This window comes from Paenibacillus sp. JJ-100, from assembly GCF_948329825.1.
GTDB lineage: Bacteria > Bacillota > Bacilli > Paenibacillales > Paenibacillaceae > Paenibacillus.
Genome location: NZ_CAOJCM010000001.1, coordinates 480,131 through 495,049, shown reverse-complemented (window position 1 = coordinate 495,049; position 14,919 = coordinate 480,131). Strand labels below are relative to the sequence as shown.

Below are 14,919 nucleotides of genomic sequence, written 5' to 3'. Positions count from 1 at the left end.
TCATCCATGTTTTGAATAAGCCATGTACACGAACGACTCCGATGACTCAATTTAAATAGACTGGCAGGGGAGGTCGCATCATGAACTGGAAACATCCGCATCATCTGAATCAACCTGTAGCTGAATTACCTGTGCCTCTTGAGTTTGATCGCAGCTGGCTTAGCCAGCTTGAATCTCGCTTGGACAGAGGTGGCCCTTGGGGCGATTACCGACTCTTTCAACTCGGTATTCAGGCGGAAGAAACGAATCTCATTCCGAATTTCGATGAAATCCAGTGTTTGAAACATTTGCAGGGTTTAACTCCACTTCCACATCAGATGGATACGGCCCGCAAAGTATTATTTGAAATGTCCGGCAGAGCCATTCTTGCCGATGAGGTGGGACTGGGCAAAACGATTGAAGCCGGTCTTATTCTCAAAGAATACATGGTTCGCGGTCTAGTATCTAAAGTGTTAATTCTTGTACCTGCATCGCTTGTCTTGCAATGGGTACGTGAGCTGAATTCCAAATTCGGCATTCCTGCCATCGCTCAGAAAAAGGCGTACTCGTGGCAAAATGAAGTTGTAGTTGCTTCGATGGACACAGCCAAGAGAGACCCGCATAAGGATATTTTGCTGGGCATGGACTATGACATGATCATCATTGATGAAGCGCATAAGCTCAAAAACAAGAAAACAACCAACTATCAATTCATGCTGCAATTACGTAAAAAATATTGTTTGCTGCTCACGGCTACGCCTGTGCAGAACGACATGAGCGAACTTTTCAATCTGATCAATCTGCTGAAGCCCGGTCAGCTTGGTCGTCAAGGCGATTTTGCCGCCAATTTTGTCGTGGATAAACGGGTTCCCAAAAATCAGGAACAGCTCAAGGATGAGCTATCCAAAGTCATGATCCGCAACAGGCGTGGAGAAGGCCCCGTACAGTTTACGAAGCGTAACGTATCTAATGTGGATCTGCAGCTCTCTCCTGAAGAACAAGCCCTCTATGACGGGGTTACCTCTTTTGTCAAAGATCAGTACCAGGAAGCGGGCGGTAATCTCAGCAGTATGCTATCACTCGTCACATTACAGCGTGAAGTATGTAGCAGCAGGGACGCCGTATTTGTGACACTTGTGAATCTGTCGAAGAAACTACCTCTCGATTCTCCATTACGCGATAAAATCTGGGAACTGGTTGCCCATATCAAGGCTATTAAAGAAAATACTAAAGCCGAGAAAACGATGGAACTCATTCGGGATATGAATGAAAAGGTCATTATTTTCACGGAATACCGGGCTACGCAGGAATATCTGCTGAACTATTTTCGCAATAACGGCCTGACAGCTGTTCCCTATCGAGGCGGAATGAACCGTGGCAAAAAAGACTGGATGATGGATCTCTTTCGCGGACGTGTGCAGGCTATGATTGCAACGGAAGCTGGTGGCGAGGGCATCAACCTGCAATTCTGTCATCACATGATCAATTTTGATCTGCCCTGGAACCCGATGCGGGTAGAGCAACGGATTGGCCGGGTCCACCGCCTTGGTCAGCAGAATGACGTTAATATTTTCAACCTGTCCACCAAAGGCACAATTGAAGAGCATATTCTAAACCTGTTGCATGAAAAAATTAATATGTTTGAGATGGTCATCGGCGGACTGGATGTCATTTTGGAGCGACTGGAGAAAAATGAGTCGATTGAGAAAAGCCTATACAAAATCATGCTAGAATCCCAAAACGAAGAGGATATTCGTCGCAAAATGGACTCGCTTGGACAATCACTGAATACGATTCAGCGCGAAGTGGCTGATGAGGTGCCTCTGATCCCCAAACTCGATCTGCACAAAGGAGGCAACTGATCCATGACGATGTCAGCACATGAGATTCAAGCCTATGTCTTGGCTTATCTGGAAGCGTTAGATTGTCAGATCATGGAGCGATCCCCTGCTCATGTGACCGTCAAGCTATCTCCTGAGGCAGACAAAGCATTAACGAACCGTCCCTATTACTGGGGATTCGTAGAGCGTGTGGGGGTGGAGCCCGAGACGATGTCATTCACATTTGTTTTTGACTCGGAGGCGTATCAGCAAATGATCGAAGCGGCAGAAGCCCAAGCCAAAGCTGTACAGCCTTCTTCATTATCTCCTGACACGAATTCTGAAGCACCCAAAGATACGATTCTCGGCCGTTATTTTGGGATTACACCTTCAATGCCGCAGCTTGGACCCGGACGTATTTTGCGAGAAGATGTGGTCTATGGTAGCCGCAGGTTACAGCAGATTTTTGAGGCAGCTCGCGAAGGTGGTGCTTTTGTAAACCTGTTTGAACAAGCTGCCAAACGCCAGATTCGATCTACAGCTCCGGCTGTATATGAACCGTGGCTCGGCGTTTGTTTCAAAGTCGAGTTTGCCTGTGACCTCAAACGAGAGGAACTACATTTTCTCGGCATCTCATTGCGCTCGGGTGAAATTATCGAGAAATTCGGAAAGAAGCTGAACAGGCGTGATCTTAGTCCAAGATTGGCTGAGAACATGCACGCTCAGGCACCCAAAATATCTTTGGCCGATGCCGGGGCAGCACTTGAGTCATACCTCACCAACCACTTAAGTAAGCTCAATTATGAATGGGCAGAAAAAGCGAAGGAACGACTACAGCTCGAACTGGATGTTGTCGATGCGTATTATGAGGCTGTTCTGCGTGAAGATGTGCCTGAAGTAACAGAAGCTAAAACAGACCGTGCTAAGTCTTCAGCACACCTTCCTCCTTCCCGTACTTCCGGTGTTGCCCAAGCGATTCCTTCACCTTCTTCGACTGCTCTTCCTGTTCATAATCGGGTTCGCGGCGCCCTCGAACCGGTTACTGCTGACGTGGAACTAGCCGCTGAACCCGTCGCAGATGAGACACAAGAGGAACTAGACTCGGAACAAGAAAAGGCAAAACAGGCTGCCATGGATCGTGAAGCGATGAAGCTGCAATATGAGACAAGACGAACCGAGATGATCTGGCAATATGATCCCAAGGTAAAAGTCACGGCCATAAGCAGCGGCATGTTTCACTTAAGATAGACGAAGACACTACTTTTCCTGCAAATGCTGGCAAAAGTAGTGTTTATTCATGACCAGCGAACCGACAGGTTGCAGCACCCTTTGCATATGCTCTCCTCTACAATGAAGTCAGGAAGAAGGTGTTTATAATGAAAATACGACATAGAACAAAACGGACAACTACTCGCCACCACATATATATCCTGCTGCTCTTGATGATTGGCTTCGCTCACCTCTCGTTCTGGCCGACAGCCCAAGTAGCTGCATCAACCAGTAGAATGACACCTATGGCTGTAGAGCAATTTGCACAACAACAGGCGGATGCACTTGGCGCATCCAATCCGGATTGGATTGCTGCCAAGCTTGAATATTTTCCTTTGGGTCCAGGTACTCATAGCTGGCTTGTGCACGCCAACCTTCAGGACAAACGTATTGGATATCTGATTATCTCCATTAATGTACAAGGCCAGCTCCATCTCAGCGAATATGGTTTAGGGGATCATGTACTGTATAGCGACGACACACTCGGACAAGCTCTGAAAAGGCAGAATTTAAATGTAGACTCACTTAAGGCCGCAGGCGGTAAGCTTTCGCTTCAATACACTATTCCCCTATTAGCCTATTGGAAAGTGGAAGATGCGAATCATTCTGCCTTGTACATTGATGCATCGAATGGAGATTTGCTGCCGAGTGGGATATTAGAACGTTTGGAGACGAACTCTGGAATGCAAAAACCGGGCTTCACCGAGCAGGATAAGGTGCAAGAACCCCTACTCGAATCCTCCGGGGAAGCATTTATAACAAGCCCTGTCCATTTACGGCCAGCTTTTGATCCTTCACTACAACTGAACTGGCTTACTTCAGAGCCACTCCAACCCACTCAAGTTGAGCAAGAGATTCAACACAGTCCTGCAAGTGCTCTCGTCTTCTCAGCTGGAGAACATAATCTATTCTACGGTGGTCCTCTGCCTGTAAGCGGATACCAACTCTGGCACACCGAAAAAACATCCAAGGATCACACAGATCCAATCAACAAACCAGGATTAGGTCTGGATTCAGATACAATTCTTTACGTAGGATTAGGCGGGCTGAATTCAACCCAACGTTTTGTTCCGCTAAATAAACTGATGAATGACGGAGCATTTTACCTGAGCAGACCATGAGGTCAACTCATTAAGCTAAGTGAACAGGGGGAATCATATAACTCAAACTCAAGGAAACAGGTATATTTCATGCATGAATTCATCACTCATCCATTACTGGCGCAACATATAAATAACATCACAAAAAAGACGCATTCCTTACCATAAGGCTGCGTCTTCTTCTTTTGATCATTATTTTAAGGACGTCAGCTTCTTTTCTGACGCACGATGTTTATTTACGATTATTTTCTTTCATGTTTCGCTCTTTTTTACCTACCCATAAAGATATCGCAAACGGAAGCATGCCGAACCATCTCATCGACCACGGTTCTTTTCTTCTGCTCTGTGCCCTTCGTTCTTTGCGCTCATCCTTAGGCGTGTCGATATAATGTACAACCCGTTGTGTAATATACTTTACCAGCTCATCACTTTTAGCCATCGTACAACCTCCCTTTCCTCCCCATAACCTTGAAGAAATGTTACTACTATTGTGCACAGGTCCGAATTGAACTAAACATTTTTTTGAGCAGCAACGTATGATTTTGTTCAGATTGCACAGTCTAATGCCAAAGGTATCCATAAGGCCTATGTTGACTATAGATACCACGATCATAAAGGAGTGTGTGTTTCTATGCATAAGCTGCTGGCCCTTTTTGGGGCCCTGTTGATCTGTTCTTCAGGTCATACCAGCGTGTCTTTCGCTTCAACGGTTTCCCCTGAACATCCCATCCACCAGCAATCCCTTATGCCCATTACAGATGGTGAAGCTTACCGTTCGAGCCATCACGCTTTTGCAGCACCTGTTATTTTACTCGATGTTGGACATGGCGGCATTGACGGCGGCACAACGGAAGCAGGTGTTTTGGAAAAAGACATTAATTTGGCCATCAGTCAGAAAATATATCTGCTACTCCGTAGTAAAGGTTACGCAGTCGTCATTAACCGCCTCGGCGATTACGCGCTAAGTGATGAGAACCGCTGGTTGAACAGCCGCTCACGACATTATAGAGATCTCGCACAGCGCAAAAGCCTGAGTGAAGAAGTAAGCACCGACATTGTCGTCAGCATCCATGCTAACTGGAGCTCTCGCTCAGCCACACACGGTCCTGTAGTACTTCATCAGAAAGAGGGCCGCAGCTATCTGCTGGCACAATCCATTCAGGATTCCATGAATCAATTATGTGGCACACATCGAGAAGTCGTTTGGGGTAAGCCATTTTACATGCTGAATTATGTGAAACACCCCGCGGTGATTATAGAAACCGGCTTTCTGAGCAATCCAGCGGATCGGGCCAGAATTAGTGATCCGAAGGAACAAAAACGAATTGCAAAATCCATAGCAGACGGTATTATTTATTATCTGTCGGTAGTGTAGGTGTAGCCTTCCAGTGCCACACATCTCTTACCAGATCTCCGATACCTACAAATTGAACCTGATTTTGCAATCGCGCGACGGACTCACGAATCACTGCCGATGTATTCAGACCCGAGTGACCAACATGACCAATAACAACACAGTTTTTCTTGTTCACTGCACGCTGGGCAGCCAAATCAAGCTGTTTGCGAATATGTGCCTTTGAGTTATGGTCATCCAGAAAGATATCGTTGCCAATGAGTGGCATGCTCTTGGCAGCAGCGAGCTCACCTACCACAGAACGAAAATTAGTGCGACTATCAACAAAGAACAGACCATGTTCCCGACATACGTCCAGTACAATGGACATAATGCGTTTATCGGAAGTAATTTTAGAACCCATATGATTGTTCATGCCGATGGCATAGGGAACATCCTTAATGGCTTTTTCCACACGGTCACGAACTTCTTGATCCGACAAGTTGGAGGTGATCGCCCCTGGACCTAGCCATTCCGGCCTTCCCTTCATGGGTTCCATCGGCATATGCACAATGACATCCATCCCCTTCTCGTGTGCCGCCTCAGCGTCCTTCTTTGTTGTTTGCAAAAAAGGCATGACCGCCACAGTCAGCTTCACTGGCATATCAAGAATCTCCTTCGTACCCTTCATATCGTTACCGGCATCATCAATAATGATTGCCATGCGATTAGACGGAGGTGTAGATGAAGATTTCACCTGCTCTGGCTGTGCACTAACCCCTGTTGATCCGGATACACTGATAACACTTACGACGGATAAAAAGATCAAGCATCGGAACCACATCCCATAAGAGTGGCTTGGTCCCCCTTTTTTTCGGATCATGCTCCATCCTCCTCTGAACTTAGTGTCTTCATTGTTTGACTTCAGCACTATTTCTATGTAAGCCCACATTCCCAATTCATTCTAGGGCTGCGATAATGCTTATGCCATGTCGATTTAAGTCCCGTATCATTCAAAAAAAGTGAAATTGTTACAAATACCTGCAATTTGTAGGGTATTTTTAGTCTAATGTATATGGTAAAATTTTCAAATCAACACCAACTATACTCTATAGACAGGAGAGGATGTGACGTTTAATTCCAATATGCTACCGAGCAAGCATTTATGGTGTTACTTGTCCGGCTTTCGAAATAAAACTGACTTTAGGAGGGTAATGGATGAAGATCAAATTTAAAAAATCAATGAATATTCTACTGGCGTGCCTAACCGCATTACCGCTTATGTTAACACCTACGAACGTATCCGCTGCCAGTGATGCAAACATTAATTTGTCCTCTGAAAAACAACTCATAAAAGGTTTTGGCGGTATTAACCATCCCGTTTGGATCGGTGATCTTACAGCAGCACAACGTGAAACCGCTTTCGGGAACGATCAGAACCAGTTAGGGTTCTCTGTTCTTCGAATCTACGTCGATCCAGATCCTAATAACTGGTCCCGTGAAGTAGCTACAGCTAAGCGCGCGATTGAGAAAGGAGCCATTGTATTTGCATCACCATGGAACCCTCCGAGCAGTATGGTTGAAACATTTAATCGCAACGGCGATACCAACGCGAAGAGACTGAGATATGACAAGTACGCTGCCTATGCGCAACATCTAAATGATTTTGTAGCCTATATGAAAAACAATGGCGTAAATCTGTATGCCATCTCGGTACAGAACGAGCCGGATTATGCCCATGACTGGACCTGGTGGACACCACAGGAGATCCTTCGTTTCATGAAGGAGAATGCAGGCAGTATCCAAGGTGCAAAAGTTATGGCTCCCGAATCCTTCCAATACCTGAAAAACATATCAGATCCTATCCTGAATGATCCACAGGCACTTGCAAATATGGATATTCTGGGAGCTCATACGTATGGAACGCAGTTCAAAGATTTCCCTTATCCGCTCTTTAAGCAAAAGGGTGCCGGTAAAGAACTTTGGATGACTGAAGTGTATTATCCTAACAGTGACAACAATTCCGCCGACCGCTGGCCGGAAGCTCTGGATGTATCCTATCATATGCATAACGCTATGGTGGAAGGAGACTTTCAGGCCTATGTATGGTGGTACATCCGTAGACAGTATGGCCCAATGAAAGAAGACGGTACGATCAGTAAACGCGGATATAACATGGCCCATTTCTCCAAATTTGTACGTCCAGGATTCGTCAGAGTCGATGCTACGAAAAATCCGGACACCAACACCTTCGTTTCTGCCTACAAAGGTGATAACAAAGTGGTGATTGTTGCAATTAACCGTGGTACTTCGGCGACAAGTCAACGATTTGTGCTTCAAAATGGTAACGCGTCCACCGTCTCTTCATATGTTACAGACAGCAGCCGTAACCTGGCTAGTCTTGCACCGATCAACGTTTCCAATGGCGCATTCACTGCCCAGCTTCCAGCACAGAGTGTGACTACATTTGTTGCGAATATCACGAGTGGTGGCGGTGGGAACGTCGGCACAGGTACCACATATGAAGCTGAAACGGGAACAACGCTTACTGATGCCACAATTGAAACACTCTATACAGGATTCACAGGTTCAGGATATGTTAATTTCAATGGGAATACGGGTTCAGCGATTCAATGGAATGGAATTAACAATACGATAACCGGTACTAAAAATGTGAAATTTCGTTATGCCTTAGAAAGCGGTACACGAAATCTTGATATTTACGTTAACGGCACGAAAGTCATTAGTAACGAAGCCTTTGCTGGAACAGGAAGCTGGACCACTTGGGGAGAGAAAACCATTCAAGTACCTATGAATTCAGGTACAAACACACTACGAATCGTAACAACTGGCTCCGAGGGACCGAATATTGACAATATTACGGTAACGGCGGCATCTTAATGCGCCAACTCTTTTTTTCTTAAGTGATGGCAATAATTAGCCAAGCCTCTGTTATGAAATCAATTTGGACATGCCTTCAAAACTGTGGCAGTTCAATGGCTACACTGGATGAATTCCGCTTTTGTTTTTAAACAAAAGCAAACCAAAAAAAGGTTCCATCGGCTTAAGCCAATGGAACCTTTTTATTCGATGCGGTCGAGAGGACTCGAACCTCCACGGGGGTTAGCCCACACGGACCTGAACCGTGCGCGTCTGCCAATTCCGCCACGACCGCATAACCTGTGTCTTACCAATTTAATATTGGCGACAAAAAATAATATAACATGGGAAACTTAACAAGTCAACATCTAAAATGACGAATACGTTCAAACCAGACATAATCTGGTTCGAACGTATTCGGCTCGTCAATCAGCTCTACATGAAGATCTGCAAAGCGAAATATAACAATATCGATCAACTAAACTTAACGACAACGATCAAGTCAGTTACAGTTTGGATGGCCAGTTGCCATACCAAGCATAGCCGCCTCTTCTTTCCTTATCGATCTCACTCAGATTATATTTCACAATTCCGTCTCTACCAACAAAAATAGGTTTATCCGTACCGATCTCATAGAAGCGAGCCCAGATTGGTGAAGCTTTGGAGTCCGCAATGATCCGGCTATCTCCATTCGCTCGTTCATACCGGTATCCTGTAATCTTCACTTTGTTAAACCATGCCTCTGCACCTTTAATCGATGCAGTAATCTTCGAATTCGCAGGTCTCGTTTTCAGAAACTTTACAATGCTCACACTCTCAGCAGCAGACAACGAAGGCACTTCATAAATTCTGGCTCCTGCCGGTTTTAATGTTGCGGAATCATGCTGTTGTCCCCATGCAGTTAGCTTTCCACCTGACACCACTTGGGTATTGAGTATCGCTTCTACACCTTTGGATACGGCATTTTTGCTGCGATCAGCAAGCGAACTGTCGATGAAAGAAAAGTCTCCCTTGCGCCCTGCAACTTCGTCCAGCATATACATGACGTTAATCATCGCATCATCGTTATAGGTAATATGTTTGTGGTAACCGGAGCTTTGATAGACCTGTGGCCATCCCCCATTAGAATACTGCATGTTAAGTAAGAAATTAATACCTTTGATCGCCGCAGTAGAATAACGAGGATCATTCGTTTTTTTGAATTCCTTCGCAAGTCTTCTAATTTCTGAGTATGTAGCTTTGTTATCAATCGTAGACTTCGCCCATTCACCTGAGGTCTGCTTATAATCTTTTCTCCAGCCTCCATCAGGACGCTGATTTTTCAAAATATCAGACAAACTTGCCGTTGTACCTGATGCATCTGCTGCTGATACGGTCGCCACGGGAAGAACCGCCATTCCCGCCACAGAGAAAACCATAGAACACGCTAGGACAAATGTTACTAATTTTTTTGCTTTCAAAGACAACACGCTCCCATTTACATAGTTTTGCTGATTCCCAAATCTCTATTCTCTCGCCTCTCGTCCTCCAATCTTTGTGCAATCTTAATAAATCAATATAAATTACAAAATTTTCATGTAGCAAACTCATAATATGCAATAAATAAAAATTTGTCAATATATGCAATATAACGTAGATATCTTCATAAATCCAACTTTGTGGAATAATCCTTTTAGCTCTTGACAAAGTTGTTTAATATCCATTCCCACATCGTCCGAAACACTCATTACTATTTTGTAATTTTTACCCTTCATTTTTCAGCAAAATTCTCCCTGAAATCAATAATTCAGCTAACATTGAACCAAAAAGAAGCCATTCAAGCGGGTTTGACAATTACGCATTTATGCAATATAGTTTCAAATAGTTACAAAAAATTAATTATTGAATTGCCGAGTTTCATGTTTGAAAACGGGGGAACCATCTTGGGTGAATTATTCTTATACATAGGAAATATAGGGAACCTTCTACCGAACCCTTAGCTAACTCCGTAGGCATCGAAGGGAGAACACTGATCTTGAAAAAACTGATAATCTCCATTTTTGGAGCAGCTGTACTATTTACATCCGGGGCAACAAGCACAGAAGCAAGCACGATCAATACAGTGGTTAACAATATGACAGGCATTCCGTACAAATGGGGCGGCACAACGCTGGCCGGCTTCGATTGTTCCGGTTTTATGAGATATATTTTCAACAAATATAGCATTAATTTACCTCGTACATCACAGGAACAAGCCAAAGCAGGAACACCGGTATCCAAAGCAAACTTACGTACCGGAGATCTCGTATTCTTCAACACATCGGGCAAAGGCATTTCACATACAGGTGTGTACATCGGTGGTGGCCAGTTCGCACATGCTTCGAGCAGCAAAGGTGTAAGCATCACTAAGATGTCCAACCCTTATTTTAGTGATCGTTATGTGACAGCAAGACGAGTTACAGGTCAGTTCATGTATAACAAAATGCTGGGTAAAATTTAAAACATCAAAAGGAGGCTCCGTTAAACCGGAACCTCCTTTTCAATGTGAACGTATAGCTCTAATGCAAAGCCTCTTGTACTCGCATTGCTCCTTGAGACAAAGCATGTCCACCACCTACTGCACCAGCTACAGCTACCGCTTCCATAATCTCCTCGTTAGTAGCACCCTTGGAACGAGCCTCTGCCACATGATAGAGTGTACATACTTCATTATTGGCGAACAAGCCGATCCCCAGCGCAATTAACTGTTTCGTTTTGGCATCAAGACTGCCGGGTTGAAAACACTCACCCGTAAACTCGTGGTACGCCTTCACCACATCGGGTAAAACATCGCTTAATGCCCCCATCTGATCTTTGTAGGCATGAACTTTATCATTCATTAATGTCATGGCTTGCAGCACACCCTTTCGGCTGTAAATACAGCGAATTTTTCCACTGTACCTATCTTCTCTCGGCTGTGTTGCAATTATGCCAACCCATGATGGTAATTCCAAACATTTTGTATAGCAAGAACGAGAATGATTTCATCGTTCACTTCAATTCATCGCTCAGACCACTTTGACGTGGCTCGCTAAACAATTGATATCGATAACGACGATCCAGCTTCACCACGCGCCGGTTCTGACGCCGAATAAGCACCTGTTCATCATCCCATGCTACCACGATGCCGATTACGTCATTAGCCTCAAGCTCATCTCGCACCACTCTCACCTTTTCTCCAGATAAACGCAGAGCATCTAATTCTGTATCACTAATCATGTTCAGAACTCCTATATTCAAATTTCGTTTACAAAAAAAGGCCTAAATGAAAAGTCATTTAGGCCTCACGTGACTGTATTGGACTGTCATGTCATTCGAAGAAAAGTTCCCGACTGAAAGTTACCGCTGCGCGTGCTCTTTGCTGTCGTTCTTCTCGAACCAAAAATCTAGCACTTTGGCGGACATCACACGTTCTTCAAGGTACTCCACTTGGTGCGGTGTAAATTGTTCTTTCCAAGAGAAGGACAACTCTTCACACAAGCCTACAATCGTCAGCAATTCTGACCAGGCAACATAGCGTTTGTACCAGAAAAATTGAGGATGTTCAATCATATAGGGATAAAGGTCATCGAATTCCGTATGTTTACAATCCAGGGCACGTTCAAAATGAACTTTTGATTCCGTCAGCTTATCAATAAAAAATTGTTCTGTTGCCGGTTGATTCCCCATGGTGTTGCCTCCTCTCCCTAGCATAAACCCATTATAAAGCAAATCCACGGCCATGCAAAGGTATAGTTCTAAAATTAGGCCTGATTTCCATCAGAATTTCACATTTCTAATCGTCAAATTGCACCGTACCGTTATTCAGTGAACGAATGCGCACGAGAGCTTCCACCGGAATCCCCTGTTCTCGAATGGTTCGTGCACCAGCCTGGAAGCATTTCTCGACCACAACACCGAATCCAACCAGTTCTGCGCCGGAACGCTCAATAATTTTAATGACGCCGCGGGCAGCATCTCCGTTAGCAATAATATCATCAATGAATAAAATGCGGTCATTCTCATGAATATACTCACGAGATACCATAATATCCGTCACGATTCCTTTCGTAAAGGATGGTACTCGTTCGCAGTAGGCATCAGGATCGGCCAGAAGCGTCTTTTTGCGGCGGGCAAAAACTAAAGGTACCCCAAGTTCATGTGCTGCAGCAAAAGCAACCGGAATACCTGACGATTCAACCGTAATCACTCGCGTTACCCCGCTCTCACGAAACCGCGCAGCAAATTCCCGTCCCATATCCATCGTTAACGCCGGATCAATCTGATGATTCAAAAGCCCATCCAATTTCAATACCTGATCCGAGATAACGACTCCTTCTTGTAAAATTCGTTGTTTTAATACATCCATGATTTGACCTCCCAAGCCTATCCTATGAGGTTTAAAGTATCATATATCCCGCTACAAGTTCAAGCGAAATCCACTGTCGCTCCATCGAACCGCTCTAATTCAGATATGTAACTCATCTAATGTCATGACTTTCATGGGTCAAGCATACCTTGTACTATGGTACCCGCATGTCCAATCCATCTCGGGACCTGAAAGGGGTAGCATATGAAACAGGCATTCCGGGTACTGCAAATTGCATTTACTTACATTGGAACTGTTGTAGGAGCTGGTTTTGCCACAGGGCAGGAGATTTTGCAGTTTTTCACTCAGCACGGCAAGTGGGCTACGATCACGATCGGTTTGTCCACGATGCTGTTTGTCTGGCTTGGCACCAAAATGATGCTGATTGCTCACGATACAGGTTCCCGTTCCTATGAGGATTTAAACAAACACTTATTCGGTCCTAAGGCCGGAAAATGGATCACTTGGGTAACACTTATCGTTCTCATTGGTGTCAATAGTGTTATGCTTGCCGGTGCAGGCTCTGTGTTTATGGAACATCTTGGTTTGCATTACCAAACCGGATTAATCATTACCTTAATTGGCACATATCTTCTTTTGGGACGTGGTATGCAGGCCATTCTACAAATGAATAGTATTGTCGTACCGATGATGCTCTTGCTATCTCTACTGATGATCTTTAGTACAGTACATCACCCTGGCGCCATGCGTTTTCTTACTCTGACAACGGATAGCAATCCCATTCATGTATGGTTATCACCGCTACTGTACACCTCATTTAATCTCGCTCTAGCTCAAGCGGTACTTGTACCTGTAGGGAATCAGATTCGTCATCGTAATACGCTTAAATGGGGCGGGATCATAGGCGGTATAGGTGTAGGGTTTATGCTAATGGCGGCCCATTTCGCCATGTCGGCTCAGATGCCAGGAATCATACAGTTTGAAATCCCGATGGGCAGCATTGCGTTTCAATTAGGTTGGGTTGTACAGTCGGTATATGTCTCCCTGATATTCATGGAAATTTTCACAACATTTGTTGCCGATATCTATGGCATGACCTTACAGCTCAGACAACACCTTGATGTGCACCCCCAATTAATTACTTTAACAATTATGATATTATGCTACTCTCTTAGTCAATTCGGCTTCAGCTCTCTACTCTCCATTCTCTATCCGATCTTCGGCTGCATGGCATTCTTCTGGGCGAGCAAATTGTTTGTGGATCGATGGGGTAAATTTCGAGGCAGGAAAAACCTATGAAGTTTTGGGCAAACGTGAAGTTTCATTCATTCGAAGTTTGACTGACCTTCATTTCAGTTGAGCCTTTTACTCAGCTAAACATTTGAATACACAAGAATACACAAACTAAATATGATGCCGATTTTTGAGGTCCATTTTATCGTTATGTTACAATAAAATGGACCTCAAAAATGAAATTAAAGGGTGGGTTCTTGATGAAAAAAACAGACGAGTCTGCCTCCTGAATTTGGTATTAACATAAATTTAGGAGGCACATCCCATGAATTTTAATCGCATCGATTTTGACGTTTGGAAAAGAACCGAAGTATTTAATCACTATATGAACCAGAATACGTCTTTCAGTTTAACCCGAGAAATAGATGTCAGTGTCTTATACTCGTTCACAAAACAACATCAATATCGTTTTAATCCAGCTTTGATCTTCCTAATTACTACTGTAGTGAATTCCCATTCCGCTTTTAGAACAAGTTACAATGATAAAGGGGAGCTGGGTTACTGGGACAGGCTGGAACCCCTTTACACTATCTTTGATCACAGCTCTGAATCGTTCTCTGTTGTGTGGACCGACGTCACCAATGATTTTCAAGCGTTTCATGCTGCTTATGCTACGGATGTACAAAAATATAATGGCTCGGGCAAGTTGTTTCCCAAAACACCTGTACCTGAAAATACGTTTTCCTTTTCCGCTATACCCTGGACCTCGTTTACCGGCTTTAACTTGAATATCAATAACAACAGTCGTTATCTTCTGCCCATTATTACTGTCGGGGGATTTAATCACAAAGATAATTCAACCTATCTGCCAGTATCATTACAGCTTCATCACGCCGTCTGTGACGGTTACCACGCAGGTTTATTTATGAACTCTGTTCAAGAACTCGCAAACCATCCGAAGGATTGGATATGCTAACT

15 protein-coding genes, 1 tRNA gene and 1 riboswitch are annotated in these 14,919 nt (G+C 44.3%); of the genes, 8 read left to right on the top strand and 8 right to left on the bottom strand.

Annotated elements, in window-relative coordinates:
* The first annotated feature begins 80 nt into the window (after nt 1-80).
* The 3 genes from PQG66_RS02605 (at nt 81) to PQG66_RS02595 (ending at nt 4,189) form a co-directional block, all read left to right on the top strand.
* Nucleotides 81-1,841, top strand: coding sequence for a DEAD/DEAH box helicase (locus PQG66_RS02605; protein WP_272034774.1), 1,761 nt, complete (start codon nt 81-83; stop codon nt 1,839-1,841).
* Nucleotides 1,842-1,844: 3 nt separating this feature from the next.
* Nucleotides 1,845-3,047 (top strand): YqhG family protein, encoded by a 1,203-nt coding sequence (locus tag PQG66_RS02600; protein WP_272034772.1) that lies wholly within the window; start codon nt 1,845-1,847, stop codon nt 3,045-3,047.
* A gap of 128 nt (nt 3,048-3,175) precedes the next feature.
* On the top strand, nt 3,176-4,189 hold the full coding sequence (locus PQG66_RS02595; RefSeq protein WP_272034770.1) for a hypothetical protein: 1,014 nt from the start codon (nt 3,176-3,178) through the stop codon (nt 4,187-4,189).
* A gap of 211 nt (nt 4,190-4,400) precedes the next feature.
* Here the strand turns inward: PQG66_RS02595 and PQG66_RS02590 are convergent, their stop codons facing one another.
* Nucleotides 4,401-4,607, bottom strand: a complete 207-nt coding sequence (locus PQG66_RS02590) for a YqzE family protein (protein ID WP_272034768.1) — start codon at nt 4,605-4,607, stop codon at nt 4,401-4,403.
* Between the two features lie 192 nt (nt 4,608-4,799).
* Between PQG66_RS02590 and PQG66_RS02585 the strand changes: the two genes are divergently transcribed.
* Nucleotides 4,800-5,543 (top strand): N-acetylmuramoyl-L-alanine amidase family protein, encoded by a 744-nt coding sequence (locus PQG66_RS02585; RefSeq protein ID WP_272034766.1) that lies wholly within the window; start codon nt 4,800-4,802, stop codon nt 5,541-5,543.
* Here PQG66_RS02585 and PQG66_RS02580 read toward each other — a convergent pair.
* Entirely contained in the window at nt 5,518-6,384 is an 867-nt protein-coding gene (locus PQG66_RS02580) for a divergent polysaccharide deacetylase family protein (RefSeq protein ID WP_272034764.1), read from the bottom strand. The genes PQG66_RS02585 and PQG66_RS02580 overlap by 26 nt on opposite strands.
* 335 nt (nt 6,385-6,719) lie before the next feature.
* On the opposite strand from PQG66_RS02580, the gene PQG66_RS02575 reads away from it, so the two are divergent.
* The gene (locus tag PQG66_RS02575) at nt 6,720-8,402 is read left to right on the top strand and encodes a carbohydrate-binding protein (protein WP_272034762.1); all 1,683 of its coding nucleotides are present in this window, start codon (nt 6,720-6,722) and stop codon (nt 8,400-8,402) included.
* Between the two features lie 190 nt (nt 8,403-8,592).
* Here PQG66_RS02575 and PQG66_RS02570 read toward each other — a convergent pair.
* Nucleotides 8,593-8,676, bottom strand: a tRNA-Leu gene (locus PQG66_RS02570).
* A 211-nt stretch (nt 8,677-8,887) separates the two neighbouring features.
* Nucleotides 8,888-9,850: a pectate lyase gene (gene pelA / locus PQG66_RS02565; RefSeq protein ID WP_272034760.1), complete on the bottom strand. Its 963-nt coding sequence runs from the start codon at nt 9,848-9,850 to the stop codon at nt 8,888-8,890.
* Nucleotides 9,851-10,258: 408 nt separating this feature from the next.
* Nucleotides 10,259-10,390: riboswitch (cyclic di-AMP (ydaO/yuaA leader) on the top strand.
* Between the two features lie 5 nt (nt 10,391-10,395).
* On the opposite strand from pelA, the gene PQG66_RS02560 reads away from it, so the two are divergent.
* Nucleotides 10,396-10,860 (top strand): C40 family peptidase, encoded by a 465-nt coding sequence (locus PQG66_RS02560; RefSeq protein WP_272034757.1) that lies wholly within the window; start codon nt 10,396-10,398, stop codon nt 10,858-10,860.
* Between the two features lie 58 nt (nt 10,861-10,918).
* Here PQG66_RS02560 and PQG66_RS02555 read toward each other — a convergent pair whose 3' ends face one another.
* From PQG66_RS02555 to PQG66_RS02540, 4 genes are all read right to left on the bottom strand, one after another.
* Complete coding sequence (locus PQG66_RS02555; protein ID WP_272034754.1) at nt 10,919-11,248, bottom strand: carboxymuconolactone decarboxylase family protein; 330 nt, start codon at nt 11,246-11,248, stop codon at nt 10,919-10,921.
* A 142-nt stretch (nt 11,249-11,390) separates the two neighbouring features.
* On the bottom strand, nt 11,391-11,618 hold the full coding sequence (locus tag PQG66_RS02550; protein ID WP_272034753.1) for a hypothetical protein: 228 nt from the start codon (nt 11,616-11,618) through the stop codon (nt 11,391-11,393).
* A gap of 120 nt (nt 11,619-11,738) precedes the next feature.
* Nucleotides 11,739-12,068: a hypothetical protein gene (locus tag PQG66_RS02545; protein WP_272034751.1), complete on the bottom strand. Its 330-nt coding sequence runs from the start codon at nt 12,066-12,068 to the stop codon at nt 11,739-11,741.
* Between the two features lie 106 nt (nt 12,069-12,174).
* Nucleotides 12,175-12,747, bottom strand: coding sequence for a xanthine phosphoribosyltransferase (locus tag PQG66_RS02540; protein WP_272034749.1), 573 nt, complete (start codon nt 12,745-12,747; stop codon nt 12,175-12,177).
* A gap of 204 nt (nt 12,748-12,951) precedes the next feature.
* Here PQG66_RS02540 and PQG66_RS02535 point away from each other — a divergent pair, with 204 nt between their 5' ends.
* Both PQG66_RS02535 and catA read left to right on the top strand, forming a co-directional pair.
* Nucleotides 12,952-14,007, top strand: coding sequence for a YkvI family membrane protein (locus tag PQG66_RS02535; protein ID WP_272034746.1), 1,056 nt, complete (start codon nt 12,952-12,954; stop codon nt 14,005-14,007).
* A 259-nt stretch (nt 14,008-14,266) separates the two neighbouring features.
* The gene (catA, locus tag PQG66_RS02530; RefSeq protein WP_272034744.1) at nt 14,267-14,917 is read left to right on the top strand and encodes a type A chloramphenicol O-acetyltransferase; all 651 of its coding nucleotides are present in this window, start codon (nt 14,267-14,269) and stop codon (nt 14,915-14,917) included.
* Nucleotides 14,918-14,919 lie beyond the last annotated feature (2 nt).

What these genes read in the sequence shown, in the direction of transcription:
- PQG66_RS02580 (WP_272034764.1), bottom strand. Translation starts at nt 6,384, where the DNA reads ATGATCCGAAAAAAAGGGGGACCAAGCCACTCTTATGGGATGTGGTTC.
- PQG66_RS02545 (WP_272034751.1), bottom strand. Translation starts at nt 12,068, where the DNA reads ATGGGGAATCAACCGGCAACAGAACAATTTTTTATTGATAAGCTGACG.
- PQG66_RS02585 (WP_272034766.1), top strand. Translation starts at nt 4,800, where the DNA reads ATGCATAAGCTGCTGGCCCTTTTTGGGGCCCTGTTGATCTGTTCTTCA.
- PQG66_RS02540 (WP_272034749.1), bottom strand. Translation starts at nt 12,747, where the DNA reads ATGGATGTATTAAAACAACGAATTTTACAAGAAGGAGTCGTTATCTCG.
- PQG66_RS02550 (WP_272034753.1), bottom strand. Translation starts at nt 11,618, where the DNA reads ATGATTAGTGATACAGAATTAGATGCTCTGCGTTTATCTGGAGAAAAG.
- PQG66_RS02590 (WP_272034768.1), bottom strand. Translation starts at nt 4,607, where the DNA reads ATGGCTAAAAGTGATGAGCTGGTAAAGTATATTACACAACGGGTTGTA.
- PQG66_RS02605 (WP_272034774.1), top strand. Translation starts at nt 81, where the DNA reads ATGAACTGGAAACATCCGCATCATCTGAATCAACCTGTAGCTGAATTA.
- PQG66_RS02555 (WP_272034754.1), bottom strand. Translation starts at nt 11,248, where the DNA reads ATGACATTAATGAATGATAAAGTTCATGCCTACAAAGATCAGATGGGG.
- PQG66_RS02600 (WP_272034772.1), top strand. Translation starts at nt 1,845, where the DNA reads ATGACGATGTCAGCACATGAGATTCAAGCCTATGTCTTGGCTTATCTG.
- PQG66_RS02595 (WP_272034770.1), top strand. Translation starts at nt 3,176, where the DNA reads ATGAAAATACGACATAGAACAAAACGGACAACTACTCGCCACCACATA.
- PQG66_RS02575 (WP_272034762.1), top strand. Translation starts at nt 6,720, where the DNA reads ATGAAGATCAAATTTAAAAAATCAATGAATATTCTACTGGCGTGCCTA.
- PQG66_RS02535 (WP_272034746.1), top strand. Translation starts at nt 12,952, where the DNA reads ATGAAACAGGCATTCCGGGTACTGCAAATTGCATTTACTTACATTGGA.
- catA (WP_272034744.1), top strand. Translation starts at nt 14,267, where the DNA reads ATGAATTTTAATCGCATCGATTTTGACGTTTGGAAAAGAACCGAAGTA.